Origin of the sequence: Pseudomonas sp. 91RF, from assembly GCF_003576265.1 — a bacterium.
GTDB classification, from domain to species: Bacteria; Pseudomonadota; Gammaproteobacteria; order Pseudomonadales; family Pseudomonadaceae; genus Aquipseudomonas; species Aquipseudomonas kribbensis.
Window position 1 is genome coordinate 13400 of the sequence record NZ_QWFC01000041.1, and the last position, 21144, is coordinate 34543.

Here is a 21144-nt window from a genome sequence, read left to right on the forward strand (position 1 = left end):
ATGACCGCCCTCGCCCTCCCTCAATCGGCGCCGTTGCGCAGGTTTTCCAACCTGCTCTACCGCAAGCCGAATCTGTATCTGTCGATGCTGCTGGTGCCGCCGCTGCTGTGGTTCGGCGCGATCTATCTGGGCTCGTTGCTCGTGCTGTTGTGGCAAGGTTTCTACACTTTCGACGACTTCACCATGGCGGTCACCCCGGACCTGACCCTGGCCAACTTCGCCGCGCTGTTTCAACCGTCGAACTTCGACATCATCCTGAGAACCCTGAGCATGGCCGTCGTGGTGTCGATCGCCAGCGCCATCGTCGCGTTCCCGATTGCCTACTACATGGCGCGTTACACCACCGGCAAGACCAAGGCGTTTTTCTACATCGCCGTGATGATGCCGATGTGGGCCAGTTACATCGTCAAGGCCTACGCCTGGACGTTGCTGCTGGCCAAGGGCGGCGTGGCGCAGTGGTTCGTTCAGCACCTGGGGCTGGAGCCGGTTCTGCAGTTCATTCTGGGGATTCCCGGGGTTGGCGGCAGCACCTTGTCGACCTCGCATCTGGGGCGCTTTATGGTGTTCGTCTACATCTGGCTGCCGTTCATGATCCTGCCGATCCAGGCCTCGCTGGAACGCCTGCCGCCGTCGTTGCTGCAAGCCTCCGCCGACCTCGGGGCCAAGCCGCGCCAGACCTTCATGCAGGTGATTCTGCCGCTGTCGGTGCCGGGGATTGCCGCAGGTTCGATCTTCACGTTCTCGCTGACGTTGGGCGACTTCATCGTGCCGCAACTGGTGGGCCCGCCGGGCTACTTCGTCGGCAGCATGGTTTACGCGCAGCAAGGCGCGATCGGCAACATGCCGATGGCTGCGGCGTTCACGCTGGTGCCGATCGTGCTGATCGCCATTTACCTGTCCATCGTCAAACGACTGGGGGCCTTCGATGCGCTCTAATTCAGAAAAGCAGGGGGAAAAAGCCTCTCTAGGCCTGAAAATCGCAGCCTGGGGCGGGTTGGTGTTTCTGCACTTCCCGATCCTGATCATCTTCCTCTACGCCTTCAACACCGAAGACGCGGCGTTCAGCTTTCCTCCGAAAGGCTTCACGCTGCACTGGTTCAGCGTGGCGTTTTCCCGGCCGGACGTGCTGGAAGCGATCAAGCTGTCGTTGCAGATCGCGGCCATTGCCACGCTGATTGCGATGGTGCTCGGCACTCTGGCTTCAGCGGCACTGTATCGCCGGGACTTCTTCGGTAAACAGGGCATTTCGCTGATGCTGATCCTGCCGATTGCATTGCCGGGGATCATCACCGGGATCGCGCTGCTGGCGACCTTCAAGACACTGGGGATCGAGCCGGGGATGTTCACCATCATCGTCGGTCACGCGACCTTCTGCGTGGTGATCGTCTACAACAACGTCATCGCCCGTTTGCGCCGCACCTCCCACAGCCTGATCGAGGCGTCGATGGATCTCGGCGCCGACGGCTGGCAGACCTTCCGCTACATCATTCTGCCGAACCTCGGCTCGGCGTTGCTCGCCGGCGGCATGCTCGCGTTTGCGCTGTCGTTCGACGAAATCATCGTCACCACTTTCACCGCCGGCCACGAACGCACCTTGCCGCTGTGGTTGCTCAACCAGTTGAGCCGCCCACGGGACGTGCCGGTGACCAACGTCGTGGCGATGCTGGTAATGCTCGTAACCATGCTGCCGATCCTCGGCGCCTACTACCTGACCCGGGGTGGCGAGAGCGTGGCCGGCAGCGGCGGCAAATGAATTCCCTGACCTTTCCCATCCTGAATTTGCAGTAGAAAGAGGACAACAACATGCAAACCAAACTCTTGATCAACGGCCAACTGGTCAACGGCGAAGGCCCGGCGCAACCGGTGCTCAACCCGGCGCGTGGAGAAGTGCTGGTGGACATCAACGAAGCCACCGAAGCCCAGGTCGATGCCGCCGTGCGCGCCGCCGACAGTGCCTTCGCCGAATGGTCACAGACCACGCCGAAGGACCGTTCGCTGCTGCTGCTCAAACTCGCCGACGCCATCGAAGCCCACGGCGAAGAACTGGCGAAACTGGAATCGGACAACTGCGGCAAACCCTACAGTGCCGCGCTGAATGACGAGATCCCGGCGATTGCCGACGTGTTCCGTTTCTTCGCCGGCGCCAGCCGTTGCATGAGCGGTTCGGCCGGCGGCGAATACCTGCCCGGCCACACTTCGATGATCCGCCGCGACCCGGTGGGCGTGATCGCCTCCATCGCGCCGTGGAACTACCCGCTGATGATGGTCGCCTGGAAAATCGCCCCGGCCCTCGCCGCCGGTAATACCGTGGTGCTCAAGCCGTCGGAACAAACCCCGCTGACCGCGTTGCGTCTGGCCGAACTGGCGTCGGAAATTTTCCCGGCCGGCGTACTCAATCTGGTGTTCGGTCGTGGGCCGAGCGTGGGCAGTCCGCTGGTGACTCATCCGAAAGTGCGCATGGTGTCGCTGACCGGCTCCATCGCCACCGGTTCGAACATCATTTCCAGCACCGCCGACAGCGTCAAACGCATGCACATGGAACTGGGCGGCAAGGCGCCGGTGATCATCTTCGACGACGCTGACATCGACGCTGCAGTGGAAGGCATTCGCACGTTCGGCTTCTACAACGCCGGCCAGGACTGCACTGCCGCGTGCCGGATCTACGCCCAGCAAGGCATCTATGACAAGTTCGTCGAGAAACTCGGCGCGGCGGTCAGCAGTATCAAATACGGCTTGCAGGATGATCCGTCTACCGAACTGGGGCCGCTGATCACCGCCCAGCATCGCGACCGCGTGGCCGGGTTTGTCGAACGCGCCGTGGCGCAGCCGCACATTCGCTTGATCACCGGCGGCAAGGCTGTCGAAGGCAACGGCTTCTTCTTCGAACCCACCGTTTTGGCGGACGCCCAGCAGGACGACGAGATCGTCCGTCGCGAAGTGTTCGGGCCGGTGGTGTCGGTGACCAAATTCACCGATGAAGCCCAGGCGCTGGAGTGGGCCAACGATTCCGACTACGGCCTGGCGTCCTCGGTATGGACGGCGGATGTAGGACGTGCGCATCGCCTGTCCGCCCGTTTGCAGTACGGCTGCACCTGGGTGAATACGCACTTCATGCTCGTCAGCGAAATGCCTCATGGCGGTCAGAAACTGTCCGGCTACGGCAAGGACATGTCCATGTACGGGCTGGAGGACTACACCACGGTTCGGCATGTGATGTTCAAGCACTGACACACTGACGGCCCTCCCACAGTTCCCGTGGGAGCGAGCCTGCTCGCGAAGGTGTCAACTCCGGCTTCAAGGCAGAAACCGGCCATACGCACCAACAGGATTAAACACCCGACAATAACTACCGATCCGGGCGGCGCTCACCGAGCCCCGCCACGGTTTCGGCCATCCGAAATCTGCCGATTTCACGGAGCAGACACACATGAGTGCATCACCCGATCTCTCAGCCGCCGTTGCCGACAGCGATGCCGAACAACTGCGCCAACTGGGCTACACCTCCAACTTCAACCGCAGCATGAGCTTGTGGGAAAACTTCGCGTTGGGCTTCACTTATCTGTCACCGGTCGTAGGGGTTTATACCCTGTTCGGCCTGTGCCTGGCCGCTGGCGGACCACCGATGTTCTGGGCCTACTTGCTGGTCGGTTGCGGGCAATTGCTGGTGTGCCTGATCTTCGGCGAAGTGGTTTCGCAGTTCCCGATTTCCGGTGGCGTTTATCCTTGGGCGCGGCGGCTGGTGGGCAAGAAATGGGCATGGATGGTCGGCTGGATCTACTCCATCGCCCTGTGCGTGACCATCGCCGCCGTGGCGGTCGGCGCCTGCCCGTACCTCGCGGCCATGCTGGGTTTTGAGCCGAGCAACAACACCAACATCGTCATCGCACTGGTGCTGACACTGTTCGCCACCCTGGTGAACCTCAGCGGCACCAAAGTGCTGGCGCGGATCGCCATGTTCGGCTTCCTCTGCGAACTGGTGGGCGCAGTGATCGTCGGCGTGTACCTGCTGATTTTCGAGCGTCACCAGCCGATCAGCGTGCTGTTCAACACTTTCGACATCAGTGTTGACGGCTCCTATTTGCCGGCGTTCCTCACCGCTTCGCTGGCGGGGATGTTCCTCTACTACGGCTTCGAGGCCTGCGGCGACGTCGCCGAAGAAACCCCGAACCCGAGCAAGAAAATCCCGGTGGCCATGCGCATGACCATCTACATCGGCGGCATCGCGGCGATGTTTGCGTGCCTGGCGCTGATCCTCGCCGTGCCGGACATGCAAGCGGTGATCAACGGCACCGACAAGGACCCGGTCACCACCATCCTCAACAACGCCTTCGGCCCGATCGGCTCGAAAGTGGTGATGGGCGTGGTAATGATTTCCTTCATCTCCTGCGTCATCAGCCTGCAAGCAGCGGCGAGTCGTCTGCTGTATTCCTACGCCCGTGATGAAATGGTCATCGGCAGCCGACTGCTGAAAAAGATTTCTCCTACGACCCAAGTTCCGGTTGCCGCGCTGTTCGTGTCCGGCGTCCTGCCCGGCCTGATCATCGCCCTCGGCTTCTTCCTGCAAGACGCCGTGGCCACCATCGTCAGCTTCGCCGCCATCGGCATCTACCTCGCATTCCAGATGATCGTCCTCGCCGCCCTGTACGCCCGCAGCAAAGGCTGGAAACCCAGCGGCAAATTCACCCTCGGCGCCTGGGGCTGGCCGGTGAACATCGGCGCGCTGGTGTACGGCGTCGGCGCAATCATCAACATGGCCTGGCCACGTACCCCGGATGCCGCGTGGTACATCAACTACGCGATGGTGCTGAGCACGGTGATCGTGATTGGGTTGGGGCTGGTTTACATGTGGATTGGCAAGCCGTATGACCATGGGAAGGCGCCGGCTGGGGATGCTTGGAAGGTGAGTCGCTAAACACAATCGCCCCGGAGATTCAGATACTTCCGGGGCGACTTACGATTCCAAGCTACTTATAAACGTACCTACAAATCAGGAAGGTGTAATCAACTCGACGGAGGGGAAGTAATTGCGGTAGCGCTTAGAGTCTCGTGTTAACAACGGTAGTTTTTTTACAGCTGCATGAGCACCAATGAAAAAGTCCGCCAACACGTTGTGTTTTCCTCCGCCTACCTTTCGATAACGAACGAACGCTTTACCAGCCAAAAAGAGCGCAGGTCGCGGGATTTCCTGCATGACCAAGCCGAGCTGATTAACTACCCCATCCAGAGCTTCAAACGTTGAAAACGTCTGGGATAACTCTGTATAGACGATCGGGTTAATGACCAACTCATGAATTAGCGACTGAGCGCGAAGTTGCTGGATAGACCAGTCGGCCCAAGCTGGGTCGTCCTCCAAAACGTCAATCAACACATTGGTATCAACTAACACCATTAATCATCACCCCCGAAGCAACGCCATCAAATCATCGGTTCGCCATTTGATATCGGCTTTGCCACGAACAGCATCAAATCGATCCGGAATTTTTGCTTTGCCTGTATCGGGCTTCGCACTGTGCAGTACCACCTCTCCCTGCTCATTGACACTGAACTCAATCGCCGAGCCCGGCGTGAGATGCAAGGCATCACGGATTGGCTTGGGAATCGTCACTTGACCCTTACTCGTCATGGTTGTCGTCATGTCATGCTCCTTGAGTATTACTCGCTACACCAACGTAATACTTGGTTTCGGGATCTGCAACCGCCGCTGATCGTAGGACTACTCCGACCGATTTAAAGGACGACAGCGCAGTGCTTTAAAGCGTTTTGCTCTGACGATAAACAGCTGCCATAGGTCGCAGTGACCCGCCTGAAACAAGCCGTAACTGGAAACCGAATATTGGATCGTCGGGAAGAAACCTGAGGTTCGTTCCGTGGATTCGAATGAATATAGGAAAAATTGTGGCTCAGGGGCCTCCTCTCTGCAGAACATGCAAAAACAGGAAATTCCTACAGATGCTGCCTACGAAAAAGATCTTCAATTCCGACAACAAGCGTCGATTAACCGGGCTTGGCACCATAAGCATCTGACCGATACGCTTCTTTTCGGCAGCGAAGTCAGCAGCCCGGTGTCGAAGCCGGAACAAAGTCAAAATGGCGCAACCGCACTCATTCGAGTGGCGGCTCTATTCTCAATATTGGAGTCGACGAATGCCCAATCAAACTCAAAATTCCTCTAAAGATCATCCTTACTTCATCCCCACCGTATTCACCCGCCACAACCGCTTCCTCCACGCCCTCCTGCTTGATCATCAAGCCTGGTTCTGCGCTCAAGATCTGGGTCGCATGATGGGCCATCCCTTGAACCCACGCGTCACGCTCAAACTCGCCCCCGACCAACGCCGCACCGTCCGCCTGCGCAAGTACGGCAAAGTTGTCGAGACACCAATGGTCAGCGAATCCGGCATGTACGCGCTGCTCGTCCACCATTTCATCCCGGAAAACCGCAACCTGCGGCAATGGCTGAGTAATGAAGTGATTCCCATCCTGCGGGAAACCAACTCAGCAACAGCGGAAAATTGCCCGAGCCTGAGCTCGATGCATTGGGCAGGCGTCACCGTGCCGCTGCTGCATTGGCAACAACAGGCCTGGGTGAAATGGCGGGACATGCCTGAGTTGATGCAGGCACAGCGTCCCCGGTAAACCTCAAGAATGAAAAAGGGGCGAACTTCACAGTCCGCCCCTTTGGTTTTTCACTTCAAAACCGCGAAACACTCCTCATCGCATCCACCAGATACCGCATCGCAATCCGGTCGCTCTCCGACAACTCCCGGTAACGCTCCACCAGCTTCAGTTCATCCGGACTGAGCCGGCGTCTTCGCCGGACGTTGGCGAGGCAGGGAAAGATGCCCAACATTTCGGTGATGCCTTGTCCTTTTGCCATGGACGTTGTCCTTTTCCAGTACGTCAGAAATTTTCCAAAACCGCATCGCCCTGCTCCCTTAAGCAGCGATTTGAGCCCTGCCGGTCGGGTGAGTCGTGACCGGCCATGCCCATAGAATAGAAATTAAATCGGCGCTGAAAAGTGGTTTTTAGAGTAATTAGTCGAAAAAATCAGATATGCCCTGTAAATCAGAAAAAGCTGTGGGATAAGTAACCGTAACGTCTTGTTTCATTGAGACGCTGTCGCCGTGTAATCAATGAATTTTGCAAAATCAGCGAACGGATTAAGCTAGCGCGCATCTGTTACTAGTCCGTAGCGTTTGGCCGAAGGCTTGTCCGAACCGTAATTTCTGATCCAGTACGTGCCAGGAACGGCGCGGGATTGTCCACGACAGGTTGTATCTATGCACCGCAGGAATTTGCTCAAAGCGTCCATGGCCATTGCGGCTTACACCGGTCTTTCCGCCTCCGGCCTGCTCGCCGCACGCGCCTGGGCCGCCTCTGGCGGTGCCGCCGACGGTGAAGCACAGGCCTTCGACTTCGAAACGCTGAAGCGCCAGGCCAAACAACTGGCCGGCAGCGCGTATCAGGACACCAAACAGGTGCTGCCGCCGACCCTGGCGACCATGACCCCGCAAAACTTCAACGCGATCCGCTACGACGGCGAGCATTCGCTGTGGAAGGAAAACAAGGGTCAGCTCGACGTGCAGTTCTTCCACGTCGGCATGGGTTTCCGCCAGCCGGTGCGCATGTACAGCGTCGATCCGAAGACGCGCACGGCCCGCGAGGTGCATTTCCGCCCTCAACTGTTCAACTATGAAAACACTTCGGTCGACACTCAGCAGCTCAAGGGCGACCTGGGTTTTGCCGGCTTCAAGCTGTTCAAGGCACCGGAGCTGGATCGGCATGACGTGGTGTCGTTCCTCGGCGCCAGCTACTTCCGTGCGGTGGATGCCACTGGCCAATATGGCCTCTCCGCCCGCGGCCTGGCCGTCGACACCTACGCCAAGAAACGCGAAGAATTCCCCGACTTCACCAAATTCTGGTTCGAAACCCCGGATCAGAACGCGACCCGCTTCGTGGTCTACGCCCTGCTCGACTCGCCGAGCGCGACCGGTGCCTATCGCTTCGACATCGATTGCCAGGCCGAGCGCGTGGTGATGGAAGTCGACGCCCACGTCAACGCCCGCACCGCCATCGAACAACTGGGCATCGCGCCGATGACCAGCATGTTCAGCTGCGGCACCCACGAGCGCCGGATGTGCGACACCATTCACCCGCAAATTCATGACTCGGATCGCCTGGCCATGTGGCGCGGCAACGGCGAGTGGATCTGCCGTCCGCTGAACAACCCGGCAACCCTGCAATTCAACGCCTTCGCCGATACCGATCCGAAAGGTTTCGGTCTGGTGCAGACCGACCACGAATTCGCCAACTATCAGGACACCGTCGACTGGTACAGCAAGCGTCCGAGCCTGTGGGTAGAACCTACAACCGCGTGGGGCGAAGGCTCTATCGATCTGCTGGAAATTCCTACAACCGGCGAAACCCTCGACAACATCGTCGCGTTCTGGACGCCGAAAAAACCAGTGGCCGCAGGCGACTCGCTGAACTACGGCTACAAGCTCTACTGGAGCGCCCTGCCGCCGGTCGGCACGCCGCTGGCGCGGGTGCATGCGACCCGTTCGGGCATGGGTGGATTCGTTGAAGGCTGGGCACCGGGCGAGCATTACCCGCCGGTCTGGGCCCGTCGTTTTGCCGTGGACTTCACCGGTGGCGGTCTGGATCGTTTGCCGCAGGGCACCGGGATCGAACCGGTGGTCACTTGCTCCAACGGTAAGGTGCAGGACTTCAGCGTGCTGGTGCTGGATGACATCAAGGGTTACCGGATCCTGTTCGACTGGTACCCGACCAACGACAGCGTGGAGCCGGTTGAGCTGCGACTGTTCATCCGCACCAACGACCGCACGTTGAGCGAGACCTGGTTGTACCAGTACTTCCCGCCGGCACCGGACAAGCGCAAGTATCCTTGATGATACTCTGACGTCAGATCGGGCCTCATCGCTGGCGAGCCAGCTCCCACATGGGTATCGATTGATCACAGAGTTTGTGTACAACCGAAAACCTGTGGGAGCGAGCTTGCTCGCGATGGCGTCAGTCCAGGCGACAGTACAAGTGGATATCGTGGGGTTCGAGTGCAAACAACTCGGGATCCGGTTGCGCCAGCAACCGGCAACCCTGGCGCTGGTAAAACTCCACGGTATTGCGCGACTCGGTCGCCGAGACGTACAACGCCTCGGCGCCGACTTCCCGGCCATGCTCGCAAGCCAGGGCAAACAAGCGCCCGCCCAGTCCCTGCCCGCGCCAGTCACGGCTGATGTGCAGGAACTTCAGCTGCCGCATGTTCAGGCCCTGATTGTGAATAACCCGGTTATCCACAACCACCGCCGCCACCATTGTCTCGCCATCGAAAAGTCCGTGTAGCCAACCGCCGCTGCGCCAACACTTTTCCAATACCCGCGCGTTCTCCTCCGCTTCCCCTTCGGGCCAACCGAGCATGTCGAAATGCACCGGATACCGAACCAGCTCACCGTTTTCCACGCGATAACATTCCTCGACCAACTCACTGCGGTTGATCAGCCCCAGCAGTGGCAAGTCGGATTCAGTCAGCGCTCGTTCGATCAACATTGCAGTCCATTCCCTTGCGATTCCGGACGGCAGACAAGAAAAACCCGCCGGTTCAATGGCGGGTTTTATAGGCTTTGCGGCAGGTCGGAATCAATCCCGCAGATCAGACTCGTGAATCGGCTGATCCCGATGAGTCGCACGTTGATACTGCGCCGGCCATACCGCTTTGCGCCCGCCCAGATCATCATCGGCATGCAGCGGCCAGTACGGATCACGCAGCAGCTCTCGGGCGAGGAAGATGATGTCGGCCTGACAGGTTCGCAGGATGTGCTCGGCCTGGGCCGGTTCGGTAATCATTCCCACGGTGCCGGTGGCGATGCCTGACTCCTTGCGCACCCGTTCGGCGAAGCGCGTCTGATAACCCGGTCCCACCGGAATCTCCGCATTCGCTGCGGTACCGCCCGACGACACGTCGATGAGATCCGCACCGAGGGTTTTCAGGCGTCGCGCCAGCTCGACGGTTTCATCGGGGTTCCAGCCATCTTCAACCCAGTCGGTGGCCGACAGGCGGACGAACACAGGGAGTTCTTCCGGCCACACCGCTCGTACCGCCTCGGTCACTTGCAGCACCAGACGAATGCGGTTTTCGAACGAACCGCCGTACTGGTCACGGCGCTGATTACTCAGCGGCGAAAGAAACTGGTGCAGCAGATAACCGTGCGCCGCATGCACCTCGACCACACTGAAACCGGCCGCCAGAGCACGTTTGGCCGCTGCCACAAAGTCCTGAATGACCTGAGCGATCTGGCTCTCATCAAGCTGTTTGGGTTGGGTGTGTTGCGGGTCAAAGGCAATCGGCGAAGGCCCGACCGGGGTCCAGCCGCCGTCATCCGGTTTGACGCTGCCGTGTTTGCCGATCCATGGCCGATGGGTGCTGGCCTTACGTCCGGCGTGGGCCAGTTGAATGCCGGCCACTGCGCCCTGCGCATTGATGAATCGGGTGATGCGTTGCAGCGGTGCGATCTGTTCGTCGTTCCACAGGCCCAGGTCTTCGGCGGTGATCCGCCCGTCGGCCGTGATCGCCGTGGCTTCGGTAAATACCAGTCCCGCGCCCCCCACGGCACGGCTGCCGAGGTGCACCAGATGCCAGTCGTTGGCCAGGCCATCGACGCTGGAGTACTGGCACATGGGCGACACGGCGATGCGGTTGGGCAGGGTCAGTTGGCGAAGGGTAAAGGGTTCAAGCAGCAGACTCATGGGGCACCTCTCAAATCAGTGGGCAGGCTCCAGGGTTCTGTTTGAAAAGTCGACGAGTGACAGGAAAAGGTACGGCACCCGCCCCCGCGGGCAAAAAATTCGACAAGACGTCACAAGGCCAATCAAGCAGTGCTTAGAGCCTAGTCGACATCCGGGGATGAGGGAGGGTTCAGAAATGAAACAGCACAATTGAAGCTTCCTGCGCCCCTTAACTGAAGGGGCGCGAAGTCCTTTAGCGCGGTTCGATGTGGGCAATCATCAGTTGCACGGTTTCATTACCGCGAAATTCGTTCAGATCGAGCTTGTACGCCAGTTCGACCCATTTGATCGTCGGATTCGGCCAGATATCGCGATCGATGCCGAAGGCGATGCCATCAAGCTTCACCGAACCGCATTCGGTTTTCAGCACCACTTTGAGGTGCCGCTCGCCGACCACTCGCTGCTCGACCAACTGAAACACGCCGTGAAACAGCGGCTCCGGGAAATGCTGGCCCCAAGGCCCGGCGTGACGCAGAGCACGGGCCAGTTCCAGATGAAATTCCTCGACCGCCAGCGTGCCATCCGACAACAGACGCCCAGTCAGGTCTTCTTCGCGAAGCTGCCTACGCACTTCGGCGTCGAAGGCCTCGGCAAACAACGGAAAATTCTCCTGCGGCAAGGTCAGACCGGCTGCCATCGCGTGGCCGCCGTACTTGCTGATCAAATTCGGATGCTGCGCCGCCACCACGCTCAGCGCATCACGAATATGAAAGCCCTGCACCGAACGCCCCGAGCCTTTGAGCAAGCCGTCGCCAGCATCGGCGAACGCGATGGTCGGGCGGAAATACCGCTCTTTCATCCGCGAAGCCAGAATACCGATCACACCCTGGTGCCATTCCGGATCGAACAGGCACAACCCGAACGGCATCGACTCGACCGGCAAGTCCTTGAGCTGGGCCAGCGCTTCACGCTGCATGCCCTGCTCGATGGATTTGCGGTCCTGGTTCATGCCGTCCAGTTGTGCCGCCATTTCCCGAGCCAGCGCAGCGTCGTGGGTCAGCAGGCACTCGATGCCCAGGCTCATGTCATCCAGACGCCCCGCCGCGTTCAAGCGCGGACCGACGATGAAACCGAGGTCGGTCGACGTAATGCGCGAGGCTTCACGCTTGGCCACTTCCAGTATCGCCTTTATCCCCGGCCGCGCACGCCCGGCGCGAATCCGCTCCAGCCCCTGATGCACCAGAATCCGGTTGTTGGCATCCAGCGGCACCACGTCGGCAACGCTACCCAGCGCCACCAGATCCAGCAGTTCACCGATGTTCGGTTGTGGCTTGCTCTCGTACCAGCCGAGGCTGCGCAGACGCGCGCGCAAGGCCATCAATACATAGAAAATCACCCCGACGCCGGCCAGCGCCTTGCTCGGGAACTCGCAGTCAGGCTGGTTCGGGTTGACCAGCGCATCGGCTTGCGGCAGTTCATCGCCGGGCAAGTGGTGGTCGGTGATCAGGACCTTCAGGCCGTGACGTTTCGCGGCCGCCACACCTTCGACGCTGGAAATACCGTTGTCGACGGTGATCAACAGTTGCGGCTCGCGGGTCATCGCGACTTCGACGATTTCCGGGGTCAGGCCGTAGCCGTATTCGAAGCGGTTCGGCACCAGATAATCGACGTGCGCCGCGCCCAGCAGGCGCAAGCCAAGCACGCCCACGGTGCTGGCCGTCGCGCCGTCGGCGTCGAAGTCGCCGACAATCAGGATCCGCTGACGCTGCTCCAGCGCCGTCACCAGCAGGTCCACCGCCGCATTGATCCCCTTGAGCTGCTGGAACGGAATCAACCGCGCCAGGCTCTTGTCCAGCTCCGCCTCGGACTGCACGCCCCGTGCCGCGTACAGGCGGGTCAGCAGGGGTGGCAGTTCACCGAGAAACGGCAGAGTGGCGGGCAACGGGCGAGGATCGATACGCATGGGGTGACAGAAGCTTCTCTTGAATAAGTGGGATTTTTCGGGAGTAACGCGGACTTAGCCGCGCTCGCCTTGCAGCCAGGTGAGCTGGACTTCGTGCTGGCCGCGATCATCGGTGACGAAGATCGTGCCTTCACTGATCATCACGTCCCACTTGATGACGCGGGGCATGTCCTGGGCCAGGGTTTCCAGCACTTCCTGAGGAACAGCGGCAATGTTGACGTTCTTCAGGTTCTTGATCGCCGGGATCACTTTGCCTTCCCAGACGCGCAGGCTGCCGTAGGCCAGCAGGCTGGTGCGCTCGGTGCGACGGGAGCACCAGGTCAGGCGATCCGCATCTGGCTGGCCGACTTCGATCCAGTGCAGGACGCGGTCATCCAGGCTCTTTTCCCACAACGCAGGTTCATCGACGTCCGACAGACCACGACCGAACGACAACTGCTCGTTGTACCAGAGCGCGTAGGCCAACAGGCGTACGGTCATGCGTTCTTCGGTTTCCGAAGGGTGACGGGCGATGGTCTGCTTCACGTTCTCGTAGACGCTGCGGTCGAGATCGGTGAGGTTCAGTTCGAATTTGTAGGTAGTGGACGGCTGGGCCATGAACGGGCTTCTTGATACGAGGAAAGTCGGCAAGTCTAACCGATGCTGTAGGCAATCCACGAATTGATGGCGATCAACCTTGCGCGACTGACAGCCGGCTATGTTAAAACGCTGTATCTGCTCAGCCTTGTCCTACAGGATTTCGCATGCCGTTCGCCAACAAACCGCTCAGCGGTCTGAAAGTCATTGAATTGGGTACCTTGATTGCCGGGCCGTTTGCCTCGCGCATTTGCGGCGAGTTCGGTGCCGAAGTGATCAAGATCGAATCGCCGGACGGCGGTGATCCGCTGCGCAAGTGGCGCAAATTGTATGAAGGCACCTCGTTGTGGTGGTTCGTCCAGGCTCGCAACAAAAAGTCCCTGACCCTGAACCTCAAACACCCAGACGGCCTGGCGATCCTGAAAAAACTGCTGGGCGAAGCCGACATCCTGATCGAGAACTTCCGCCCCGGCGTGCTGGAAAAACTCGGCCTGAGCTGGGAAACCCTGCACGCACTGAACCCGAAACTGGTGATGGTGCGCCTGTCCGGTTTCGGTCAGACCGGACCGATGAAGGATCAGCCAGGTTTCGGTGCGGTCGGCGAATCCATGGGCGGCCTGCGCTATATCACTGGCTTCGAGGACCGGCCACCAGTGCGTACCGGGATCTCCATCGGTGATTCGATTGCGGCCTTGTGGGGTGTGATCGGTGCATTGATGGCCCTGCGTCATCGCGAGGTCAACGGTGGCCTCGGCCAGGTGGTCGATGTGGCGTTGTACGAAGCGATCTTCGCCATGATGGAAAGCATGGTGCCGGAGTTCGATGTGTTCGGCTTCATTCGCGAGCGTACCGGCAACATCATGCCGGGGATCACACCCTCCTCGATCCACACCAGTGCCGACGGCAAGCATGTGCAGATCGGCGCCAACGGCGATGCGATCTTCAAGCGTTTCATGCTGATCATTGGCCGTGAGGATCTGGCGAACGACCCTGCACTGGCCAGCAATGACGGGCGCGACACTCGCCGCGACGAGCTGTACGGCGTGATCGACCGTTGGGTCAATTCGCTGCCACTGCAAACCGTGCTGGATCTGTTGAACCAGGCCGAAGTCCCGGCCAGCCGGATCTTCAGCGCCGAAGACATGTTCAACGATCCGCAGTATCTGGCCCGGGAAATGTTCCTGCACGCCAAACTGCCGGACGGCAAACCTTTCAAGATGCCCGGCATCGTGCCGAAACTCTCTGAGACACCCGGCACGTCCGAATGGGTCGGACCGCAGCTCGGTGAACATAATGCGCAGGTACTCCACGATCTTGGCTACGACGAGAAGCAGATCGCCCGGCTGCGCGAAGACGGAGCCATCTGAGCTGAAGCGCCGACAGGCCTCAGCCTCCAACCGCGCCCACCACTGGTGGACGTGGCGGCTGTTCGGCCTGCTTTTTCTGCTGGTGTTGCCAGCCTGGGCCCAGGCCAAGCCAACGCTGATCTGGCTGCTGCGTGACCTGCCGCCGCTGACCATTCTCGAAGGCCCGAAAAAGGGCCAGGGCGTCATCGATCAACTGATGCCGATGCTGATAGCCGGCATGCCGCAATACGAACACACCCTGATGCGGGTCAACCGCGCCCGTGGCCTTCAGATGCTCCATGAACATCCGTTTGCCTGCGATCCGTCGCTGCTCTGGAACAGGGAGCGAGCACAGTGGATCGCGTTCTCTATCCCTGCTTTCCGCGCAGTCAGTAATGGTCTGGTAGCTCGCCGCAAAGATCGGGAAATGCTGGAACCTTTTCTGGTCGAGGAGCAAGTCGATCTGTCGGCGTACCTGGCCAACGGCGAGAGAAAAGTCGGGGTAGTGGCCGAGCGAAGTTATGGTGAATACGTTGACAATCTGCTGCGTCAGGCACCGATTGGCTCACTGACGCCGCACTATGGCAACGATGCCCTTAGCAGCCTGCTCTCGATGCAGCGACTGGGCCGGCTGCAAGCGGTGCTGGGCTACTGGCCGGAAATCCGCTATCAGGCGCGTCAGGTTCAGATCGCCGAAGACGAGCTGGAGTTTTTCCCCGTTCACGGTGCGGAAAAGTACATCTCGAGCCATGTCGGCTGCACCGATACCACCCAGGGTCGCCAGGCGATCCGCGAAATCGATCAACTGCTGCGCACGCTGCCCCACGAACACCTGAACCAGCTCTACGCCCAGTGGCTCGACCCTGAAATGCGCCCGGACTACCTGGAGCAGGCACGGTTTTTTTTCCAGCAGCAGGCCGCACAGTAGATCCCGGGCAAAAAGAAACCCCGAGAAGTGGGGAGACGACTCGGGGTTAAACGTGGTCTGTATCAAAGACCCGTAGCAGCAAGCGACAAGCACCGGAGCACAATGCTTGATCCTGCTGTTATGGGGTCTGACTGACCTGGGCGCAGGAAGGTTCCCACAAAAGTCCCATCAGTTTCAGAGCAGCGGGCGCTTGTCGCGGGCAACGTTGCGCAAGGCAGCGATCACACAGGGTTCCAGCCGGCCTTCGGCGATCAGGATGTCGCGATGCAAGCCATCGACCACATCCGTCAGTTGGCGCTTGTCGCTCAACTGCGCCCGATTGAATTCACGTTCCACCACAATGGCGCCACTGCCGTTCTTCAGTGTCACCAGGCATTCACCCTGCAGACCGCGAGGGGTCAGCGTTACCTGATACGGGCTCAGAGCCTCACCGAGCAATAGACTGATACTTTCCATCTCGATCTCCACTCAATAGTCCGAAAACACAGTGCCTGGGGCGTGTCCACAGTAAATGACCACCGGCCCGAGAAGAAAGTTCTGCATATCGGCGGCCTCTGCGGGAGCGTCACCGACCTGTCGGAGCATGCATGGAGAAGATGACAGAAAAATAACCGATGGCTTCAGGCGCTGACCGAACGTCGGGGCTGCGACAGGTAACTGTCAAGCAGATTGCGCATCAGCACCGCCGAAACCGGCGTGTACAGTCGGCCCAGGAGCTGCACCCCGCTCTCCTCCAATAAGGATTCCAGATCGGCCAGTACGCTGGGAGCCACCACCCCCAGCAGAATCAACGCTTGAGCGTCCCGTCGGGCAACCAGATGGTTGACCAGTGCCAGCCCCTCGCCACTTTTGAGCTGCGGATTGCAAATGGCGATATCGACACCCCCCCGACGATCCAGCGAGCGCTTTGCCGCTCCCAGCGAGGGCGCGGTCAACACGTCGTAGATACCAATGGCGTTGAGCATCTGGTGCAACGCCATCAACTGAAACGGATCGGGTTCGAGAAGCAGGATTTTGAGCGAGCGCATTGGACGACCTCTTGCACGACAATCGCGGTTTCTCGCCGCAGTGGTTTGTCACTCTAGGGCAGTCGTCCTAAGCCTCCCATCAGAAAAGTAGCCAGGTTTTATAGGACATTTCCGATCTTCAACGCAGACCTCGACACCCGCTATCGGTCTGCTTCTGAATGATGTCTGTCCAGCCCCCCAGCAAGCCGCGCAACGCCCCATCAGCACCGTAAAAAGGCACCGTCCACTGATAGACCTGCCGAGAACCGCCCTTGAACATCAGCTGTCGCCTGCTGAAGCGCGTCTTGCGGGTGCGCAGTTGCACCATGAACTCATCATGAAGCATCAACGCCGTAGCTTGCGGAAGCACGTCGAGCTCACACAGCGTCCGTCCCTGCACCTGTTCAAGACGCACGCCGAGCGCCTCCTCATAACTGCGATTGCACGTGATCAGGCGGCCCTGCAGGTCACGCACGAACACCGGATCCGGCATGGCATCGATCAACGCATGCTGAAAGGCCAGTTGATCGCCCAGATTTTTCTCCACCTCACGTCGCTGCTTTATCTCGACAGCGAGCCGGCGACTCCATAGCAGCAAAAACAGGCCGAACACCCCGAGCACGCCCATGCCCCAGCATCCCCACTTGATCACTCGCGTCCCGAGCGAGGGCGCCGGAGCAGGTGAAACACCGTCCAGCCATTTCAGCCGCATGGCACGCAGTTCGGCTGCCGAGAAGGCTCCAAGGGCCTTGTTGAGAATACTCAGCAACTCAGGCAAGCCCTTGCGCACGGCCAGATGATCTGCCTCCCACTTGCCCTCCACCAGACCTCCGACCTTGAGCAGGCCCGATGGAAACAACTGCGCACCAATCTCGTTTTCAATGGTGGCGTATGCCTCGCCACTCTCCACCAGCGCCTTGGCCTCGGCGTAAGTCTTGACCGAACGTATCTCGATCAGCGGATGGTCGCGTCGGATACTGTCCTCCAGCGCATGCCTGGCCGGCAGCACAAGAACCCGTTTATCCAGCTCTTCAAGCGACTGCACCGCCGGCAAACCCGCCCGCCCGACGAACACCCACCCCGCTCCCCCGAATGCATGGCTGAAATCGAGAAACTGCCTGCGCTCCTCGTTCATCGCCAGCGTGGTACTGATGTCGGCGACGCCACTTTCGAGCTGCTCCAGCATGTGGTTGGTGGAGAACGACTCCTGATGCACGAACTGCAAACCGGTCATGGCGCTGATGTGCTTGAGCACATCGTTGTTCAAGCCGCTCCACTGACCGTGCTCATCCTGAAACAGATACAAGGGATACTGCACCGAGGCGACTGTCACCCTGGGGTTTTCACGAATCCACTGTTGCTCTTGCGCGTCCAGCTCAATGGGCTGGATGTTCAACTCTGCCTCTCCTGAATGCATCGTCAGATGGGCCGCGTCCGCCAATTGCAGCAACCCCGACAGCCCCAAAAAAAACAACCAGCACAACGCCGGCTTCCATCCTGAATAAAACCGCATTGCCACATCCTTCGTCATCGACTCGCCCGTCCTTCGTGGGCGAAACACGCGCAGTGTGGCATGCAAAAACAAGAAAGCCCGTCAGGAGACGGGCTTCAAAATGTGACAGCTTTCAGGGCTTAAAGCGGCTTGCCGCGATTGCCATGTTGGCTGACAAAGGCTTGCACGGCTTTCAGCTCGTTTGCCAAAACGGTGCAGCGCTCTTCTCTCTCAAACAAATCAGAAAGATGTGCAGGTAGTTCGAGAGCTTTTCCTACACCGGCTTTCTCCACCGCGTCCGGGAACTTGACCGGATGAGCCGTACCCAGGATCACCATCGGGATATCCAGGCTGCGACGGCATTCACGAGCGGCTTTCACGCCGATGGCGGTGTGCGGATCCAGCACTTCACCAGTTTGCTCGTAGACTTCGGCGATGGTTTCGCAGGTTTGCGCATCGTCCACGGCCAGCGAGTCGAACAGTTTGCGGGCTTCGGTCCAGCGTTCCTGTTCGACGCTGAAACCGCCGCCCTGCTTGAACGAGTCCATCAGACCGGCAATCGCCGCGCCGTTGCGACCGTGCAGGTCGAACAGCAGACGTTCGAAGTTCGACGAGACCATGATGTCCATCGACGGCGACAACGTGGCGTGCAGGGTTTCCTTGACGTACTGGTTGCCGCTCATGAAGCGGTGCAGGATGTCGTTGCGGTTGGTGGCGACGATCAACTGGTTGATCGGCAGGCCCATATTGCGCGCCAGGTAACCGGCGAAGATGTCGCCGAAGTTGCCGGTCGGCACCGAGAACGACACCGAACGTGCCGGGCCGCCCAGTTGCAGGGCTGCGTGGAAGTAATAAACGATCTGGGCCATGATCCGCGCCCAGTTGATCGAGTTCACCGCCACCAGGCGCGTGCCCTTGAGGAAGCTCTGGTCGGCGAAGCTGGCCTTGACCATTTCCTGGCAGTCATCGAAGTTGCCTTCGATGGCGATGTTGTGGATGTTCTCGCCGAGGATGGTGGTCATCTGCCGACGCTGCACTTCGGACACACGGTTGTGCGGGTGCAGGATGAAAATGTCGACGTTTTCGCAGTGCTTGCAGCCTTCGATGGCGGCCGAACCGGTATCACCGGAAGTGGCGCCGACGATTACCACGCGCTCGCCGCGTTTTTCCAGCACGTAGTCGAGCAGACGGCCGAGCAGTTGCAGGGCGAAGTCCTTGAACGCCAGGGTCGGGCCGTGGAACAGCTCCATGACCCATTCGTTGCCGTTGAGCTGACGCAGTGGAGCAACGGCGTTGTGGGCGAACACACCGTAGGTTTCTTCGAGGATCTTTTTGAAATCGGTGTCCGGAATGCTGCCGGTGACGAACGGGCGCATGACGCGAAATGCCAGCTCGTGATACGGCAGGCCGGCCCAGGAAGCGATTTCTTCCTGAGTGAAACGTGGCAGGTTTTCCGGGACGTACAGACCGCCGTCGGTGGCGAGACCGGCCAGCAGGACGTCTTCGAAATTCAGGGCCGGTGCCTGGCCGCGGGTACTGATGTAACGCATAGGGGCAAACCTTCGGTTTGAGCTTCAAGCTGCGAGCTACAAGCTTCGAGTAAAAGCCAGACTGCTTTTCTCTTGTCGCTTGCAGCTCGAAGCTTGCAGCTGTTTCTGTTTAGTTCAAGTGCTCGACGCGGATCCGCACGACCGGACCGACCACGCCCGCCAGGGCTTCAAGAGCGGCGATCGCATCGTTGATGTGCTGTTCCAGCACGCGGTGGGTCAGCAGGATCATCGGCACCAGACCGTCGTGTTCCTCGACTTCCTTCTGCATGATCGACTCGATGTTGATGCCGCGCTCCGAGAGGATGCTCGCCACCTGAGCGAGCACACCCGGGTGGTCCTTGGCCTGGATGCGCAGGTAATAGGCGCTTTCGCAGGCTTCGATCGGCAGGATCGGATGGGCCGACAGCGAGTCCGGCTGGAAGGCCAGGTGCGGCACGCGGTTTTCCGGGTCGGAGGTCATGGCGCGAACCACGTCCACCAGGTCGGCAATCACCGACGAAGCGGTCGGCTCCATGCCGGCGCCGGCGCCGTAGAACAGGGTCGAACCGGCAGCGTCACCGTTGACCATCACAGCGTTCATCACGCCGTTGACGTTGGCGATCAGACGATCGGCCGGGATCAGCGTCGGGTGTACGCGCAGCTCGATACCGGCAGCGGTGCTGCGTGCCACGCCCAGGTGCTTGATGCGGTAGCCCAGCGCTTCGGCGTAGTTCACGTCGGCGGTGGTCAGCTTGGTGATGCCTTCGGTGTAGGCCTTGTCGAACTGCAGCGGCACACCGAACGCGATGGACGCCAGGATCGTCAGCTTGTGCGCTGCGTCGATGCCTTCGACGTCGAACGTCGGATCGGCTTCGGCGTAACCCAGCGCTTGCGCTTCGGCCAGCACGTCTTCGAAGGTGCGACCCTTCTCGCGCATTTCGGTGAGGATGAAGTTGCCGGTGCCGTTGATGATCCCGGCGACCCAGTTGATACGGTTGGCGGACAGGCCTTCACGGATCGCCTTGATCACCGGAATGCCGCCGGCTACCGCCGCTTCGAACGCCACGATCACGCCTTTCTCGCGGGCCTTGGCGAAAATTTCATTACCGTGAACGGCAATCAGAGCCTTGTTCGCGGTGACCACATGCTTGCCATTCTCGATGGCCTTGAGTACCAGCTCGCGGGCAACGGTGTAGCCGCCCATCAGCTCTATGACGATGTCGATCTCAGGGTTCGTGGCCACTTCGAAGACATCGTTGGTAATCGCAATACCGGTCGTCTGGAACTGAGGCTTTGGCGTGCGCATGGCAATTTGTGCCACTTCGATTCCACGCCCGGCACGACGAGCGATTTCCTCGGCGTTGCGCTGAAGTACGTTGAAGGTACCGCCACCGACGGTCCCTAACCCACAGATGCCTACTTTGACCGGTTTCACTGTGAACTCCCCATAAAACGGCCGACGCGAGGCCGGCCGTGAAAACAACCGCGCAATCGCGGCTCTCTATTGATGGCCCGGCCATGTTGCCGCCGGGCCACGCTCGTCACGCCTTGGCGCGACGATGC

Annotated in this window: 21 protein-coding genes; 9 read left to right on the plus strand and 12 right to left on the minus strand. The window is 59.8% G+C overall.

Annotated features, from left to right (window positions below):
* From DXT77_RS21115 to DXT77_RS21130, 4 genes are all read left to right on the plus strand, one after another.
* Complete coding sequence (locus DXT77_RS21115; RefSeq protein ID WP_007954664.1) at positions 1-936, plus strand: ABC transporter permease; 936 nt, start codon at positions 1-3, stop codon at positions 934-936.
* Positions 926-1753 carry an ABC transporter permease gene (locus tag DXT77_RS21120; RefSeq protein WP_119429011.1) on the plus strand — a complete coding sequence of 276 codons (828 nt, stop codon included), beginning with the start codon at positions 926-928 and terminating at the stop codon, positions 1751-1753. Before DXT77_RS21115 ends, DXT77_RS21120 begins: the two co-directional genes overlap by 11 nt.
* A gap of 50 nt (positions 1754-1803) precedes the next feature.
* Positions 1804-3228, plus strand: coding sequence for a gamma-aminobutyraldehyde dehydrogenase (locus DXT77_RS21125; RefSeq protein ID WP_119429012.1), 1425 nt, complete (start codon positions 1804-1806; stop codon positions 3226-3228).
* A gap of 199 nt (positions 3229-3427) precedes the next feature.
* Complete coding sequence (locus DXT77_RS21130; RefSeq protein ID WP_119429013.1) at positions 3428-4912, plus strand: APC family permease; 1485 nt, start codon at positions 3428-3430, stop codon at positions 4910-4912.
* Positions 4913-4987: 75 nt separating this feature from the next.
* On the opposite strand, the gene DXT77_RS21135 is transcribed toward DXT77_RS21130, so the two are convergent.
* Entirely contained in the window at positions 4988-5389 is a 402-nt protein-coding gene (locus tag DXT77_RS21135; RefSeq protein ID WP_119429014.1) for a type II toxin-antitoxin system VapC family toxin, read from the minus strand.
* A gap of 6 nt (positions 5390-5395) precedes the next feature.
* Positions 5396-5635, minus strand: a complete 240-nt coding sequence (locus tag DXT77_RS21140; protein WP_119429015.1) for an AbrB/MazE/SpoVT family DNA-binding domain-containing protein — start codon at positions 5633-5635, stop codon at positions 5396-5398.
* Between the two features lie 232 nt (positions 5636-5867).
* Between DXT77_RS21140 and DXT77_RS29770 the strand changes: the two genes are divergently transcribed.
* Both DXT77_RS29770 and DXT77_RS21145 read left to right on the plus strand, forming a co-directional pair.
* Positions 5868-6173, plus strand: a complete 306-nt coding sequence (locus tag DXT77_RS29770; protein ID WP_147407019.1) for a hypothetical protein — start codon at positions 5868-5870, stop codon at positions 6171-6173.
* Positions 6145-6636, plus strand: a complete 492-nt coding sequence (locus tag DXT77_RS21145; protein WP_119429016.1) for a Bro-N domain-containing protein — start codon at positions 6145-6147, stop codon at positions 6634-6636. Before DXT77_RS29770 ends, DXT77_RS21145 begins: the two co-directional genes overlap by 29 nt.
* A 55-nt stretch (positions 6637-6691) precedes the next feature.
* On the opposite strand, the gene DXT77_RS21150 is transcribed toward DXT77_RS21145, so the two are convergent.
* Positions 6692-6877, minus strand: a complete 186-nt coding sequence (locus DXT77_RS21150) for a hypothetical protein (RefSeq protein WP_119429017.1) — start codon at positions 6875-6877, stop codon at positions 6692-6694.
* A 403-nt stretch (positions 6878-7280) separates the two neighbouring features.
* Between DXT77_RS21150 and DXT77_RS21155 the strand changes: the two genes are divergently transcribed.
* Positions 7281-8909: a glucan biosynthesis protein D gene (locus DXT77_RS21155; protein WP_119429018.1), complete on the plus strand. Its 1629-nt coding sequence runs from the start codon at positions 7281-7283 to the stop codon at positions 8907-8909.
* Between the two features lie 121 nt (positions 8910-9030).
* Here the strand turns inward: DXT77_RS21155 and DXT77_RS21160 are convergent, their stop codons facing one another.
* The 4 genes from DXT77_RS21160 to DXT77_RS21175 all read right to left on the minus strand — a co-directional run bounded on the left by DXT77_RS21160 (position 9031) and on the right by DXT77_RS21175 (position 13300).
* Entirely contained in the window at positions 9031-9564 is a 534-nt protein-coding gene (locus DXT77_RS21160) for a GNAT family N-acetyltransferase (protein ID WP_119429019.1), read from the minus strand.
* 90 nt (positions 9565-9654) lie between these two features.
* Positions 9655-10761 (minus strand): NADH:flavin oxidoreductase/NADH oxidase, encoded by a 1107-nt coding sequence (locus tag DXT77_RS21165; RefSeq protein ID WP_119429020.1) that lies wholly within the window; start codon positions 10759-10761, stop codon positions 9655-9657.
* Positions 10762-10993: 232 nt separating this feature from the next.
* Positions 10994-12703, minus strand: coding sequence for a single-stranded-DNA-specific exonuclease RecJ (recJ, locus tag DXT77_RS21170; protein WP_119429021.1), 1710 nt, complete (start codon positions 12701-12703; stop codon positions 10994-10996).
* A gap of 54 nt (positions 12704-12757) precedes the next feature.
* Positions 12758-13300 carry a YaeQ family protein gene (locus DXT77_RS21175; RefSeq protein WP_007954646.1) on the minus strand — a complete coding sequence of 181 codons (543 nt, stop codon included), beginning with the start codon at positions 13298-13300 and terminating at the stop codon, positions 12758-12760.
* Positions 13301-13446: 146 nt separating this feature from the next.
* On the opposite strand from DXT77_RS21175, the gene DXT77_RS21180 reads away from it, so the two are divergent.
* Together DXT77_RS21180 and DXT77_RS21185 are read left to right on the plus strand one after the other, a co-directional pair.
* On the plus strand, positions 13447-14646 hold the full coding sequence (locus DXT77_RS21180; RefSeq protein WP_085688875.1) for a CaiB/BaiF CoA-transferase family protein: 1200 nt from the start codon (positions 13447-13449) through the stop codon (positions 14644-14646).
* Complete coding sequence (locus tag DXT77_RS21185; protein ID WP_119429022.1) at positions 14573-15553, plus strand: TIGR02285 family protein; 981 nt, start codon at positions 14573-14575, stop codon at positions 15551-15553. Before DXT77_RS21180 ends, DXT77_RS21185 begins: the two co-directional genes overlap by 74 nt.
* 174 nt (positions 15554-15727) lie before the next feature.
* Here the strand turns inward: DXT77_RS21185 and DXT77_RS21190 are convergent, their stop codons facing one another.
* The 5 genes from DXT77_RS21190 to DXT77_RS21210 form a co-directional block, all read right to left on the minus strand.
* On the minus strand, positions 15728-16009 hold the full coding sequence (locus DXT77_RS21190) for a DUF3509 domain-containing protein (RefSeq protein WP_119429023.1): 282 nt from the start codon (positions 16007-16009) through the stop codon (positions 15728-15730).
* A 164-nt stretch (positions 16010-16173) separates the two neighbouring features.
* Complete coding sequence (locus DXT77_RS21195; protein ID WP_119429024.1) at positions 16174-16581, minus strand: response regulator; 408 nt, start codon at positions 16579-16581, stop codon at positions 16174-16176.
* A 118-nt stretch (positions 16582-16699) separates the two neighbouring features.
* On the minus strand, positions 16700-18073 hold the full coding sequence (locus tag DXT77_RS21200; RefSeq protein ID WP_119429025.1) for a transporter substrate-binding domain-containing protein: 1374 nt from the start codon (positions 18071-18073) through the stop codon (positions 16700-16702).
* 119 nt (positions 18074-18192) lie between these two features.
* Positions 18193-19602: a threonine synthase gene (gene thrC, locus DXT77_RS21205; protein WP_119429026.1), complete on the minus strand. Its 1410-nt coding sequence runs from the start codon at positions 19600-19602 to the stop codon at positions 18193-18195.
* Positions 19603-19711: 109 nt separating this feature from the next.
* Positions 19712-21016, minus strand: a complete 1305-nt coding sequence (locus tag DXT77_RS21210; protein ID WP_011332618.1) for a homoserine dehydrogenase — start codon at positions 21014-21016, stop codon at positions 19712-19714.
* Positions 21017-21144 lie beyond the last annotated feature (128 nt).

What these genes read in the sequence shown, in the direction of transcription:
- DXT77_RS21130 (WP_119429013.1), top strand. Translation starts at nt 3,428, where the DNA reads ATGAGTGCATCACCCGATCTCTCAGCCGCCGTTGCCGACAGCGATGCC.
- DXT77_RS21200 (WP_119429025.1), bottom strand. Translation starts at nt 18,073, where the DNA reads ATGCGGTTTTATTCAGGATGGAAGCCGGCGTTGTGCTGGTTGTTTTTT.
- DXT77_RS21165 (WP_119429020.1), bottom strand. Translation starts at nt 10,761, where the DNA reads ATGAGTCTGCTGCTTGAACCCTTTACCCTTCGCCAACTGACCCTGCCC.
- DXT77_RS21185 (WP_119429022.1), top strand. Translation starts at nt 14,573, where the DNA reads ATGCGCAGGTACTCCACGATCTTGGCTACGACGAGAAGCAGATCGCCC.
- DXT77_RS21155 (WP_119429018.1), top strand. Translation starts at nt 7,281, where the DNA reads ATGCACCGCAGGAATTTGCTCAAAGCGTCCATGGCCATTGCGGCTTAC.
- recJ (WP_119429021.1), bottom strand. Translation starts at nt 12,703, where the DNA reads ATGCGTATCGATCCTCGCCCGTTGCCCGCCACTCTGCCGTTTCTCGGT.
- DXT77_RS21125 (WP_119429012.1), top strand. Translation starts at nt 1,804, where the DNA reads ATGCAAACCAAACTCTTGATCAACGGCCAACTGGTCAACGGCGAAGGC.
- DXT77_RS21145 (WP_119429016.1), top strand. Translation starts at nt 6,145, where the DNA reads ATGCCCAATCAAACTCAAAATTCCTCTAAAGATCATCCTTACTTCATC.
- DXT77_RS21180 (WP_085688875.1), top strand. Translation starts at nt 13,447, where the DNA reads ATGCCGTTCGCCAACAAACCGCTCAGCGGTCTGAAAGTCATTGAATTG.
- DXT77_RS21190 (WP_119429023.1), bottom strand. Translation starts at nt 16,009, where the DNA reads ATGGAAAGTATCAGTCTATTGCTCGGTGAGGCTCTGAGCCCGTATCAG.
- DXT77_RS21160 (WP_119429019.1), bottom strand. Translation starts at nt 9,564, where the DNA reads ATGTTGATCGAACGAGCGCTGACTGAATCCGACTTGCCACTGCTGGGG.
- DXT77_RS21135 (WP_119429014.1), bottom strand. Translation starts at nt 5,389, where the DNA reads ATGGTGTTAGTTGATACCAATGTGTTGATTGACGTTTTGGAGGACGAC.
- DXT77_RS21140 (WP_119429015.1), bottom strand. Translation starts at nt 5,635, where the DNA reads ATGACGACAACCATGACGAGTAAGGGTCAAGTGACGATTCCCAAGCCA.
- DXT77_RS21195 (WP_119429024.1), bottom strand. Translation starts at nt 16,581, where the DNA reads ATGCGCTCGCTCAAAATCCTGCTTCTCGAACCCGATCCGTTTCAGTTG.
- DXT77_RS21120 (WP_119429011.1), top strand. Translation starts at nt 926, where the DNA reads ATGCGCTCTAATTCAGAAAAGCAGGGGGAAAAAGCCTCTCTAGGCCTG.
- DXT77_RS21115 (WP_007954664.1), top strand. Translation starts at nt 1, where the DNA reads ATGACCGCCCTCGCCCTCCCTCAATCGGCGCCGTTGCGCAGGTTTTCC.
- thrC (WP_119429026.1), bottom strand. Translation starts at nt 19,602, where the DNA reads ATGCGTTACATCAGTACCCGCGGCCAGGCACCGGCCCTGAATTTCGAA.
- DXT77_RS21150 (WP_119429017.1), bottom strand. Translation starts at nt 6,877, where the DNA reads ATGGCAAAAGGACAAGGCATCACCGAAATGTTGGGCATCTTTCCCTGC.
- DXT77_RS21175 (WP_007954646.1), bottom strand. Translation starts at nt 13,300, where the DNA reads ATGGCCCAGCCGTCCACTACCTACAAATTCGAACTGAACCTCACCGAT.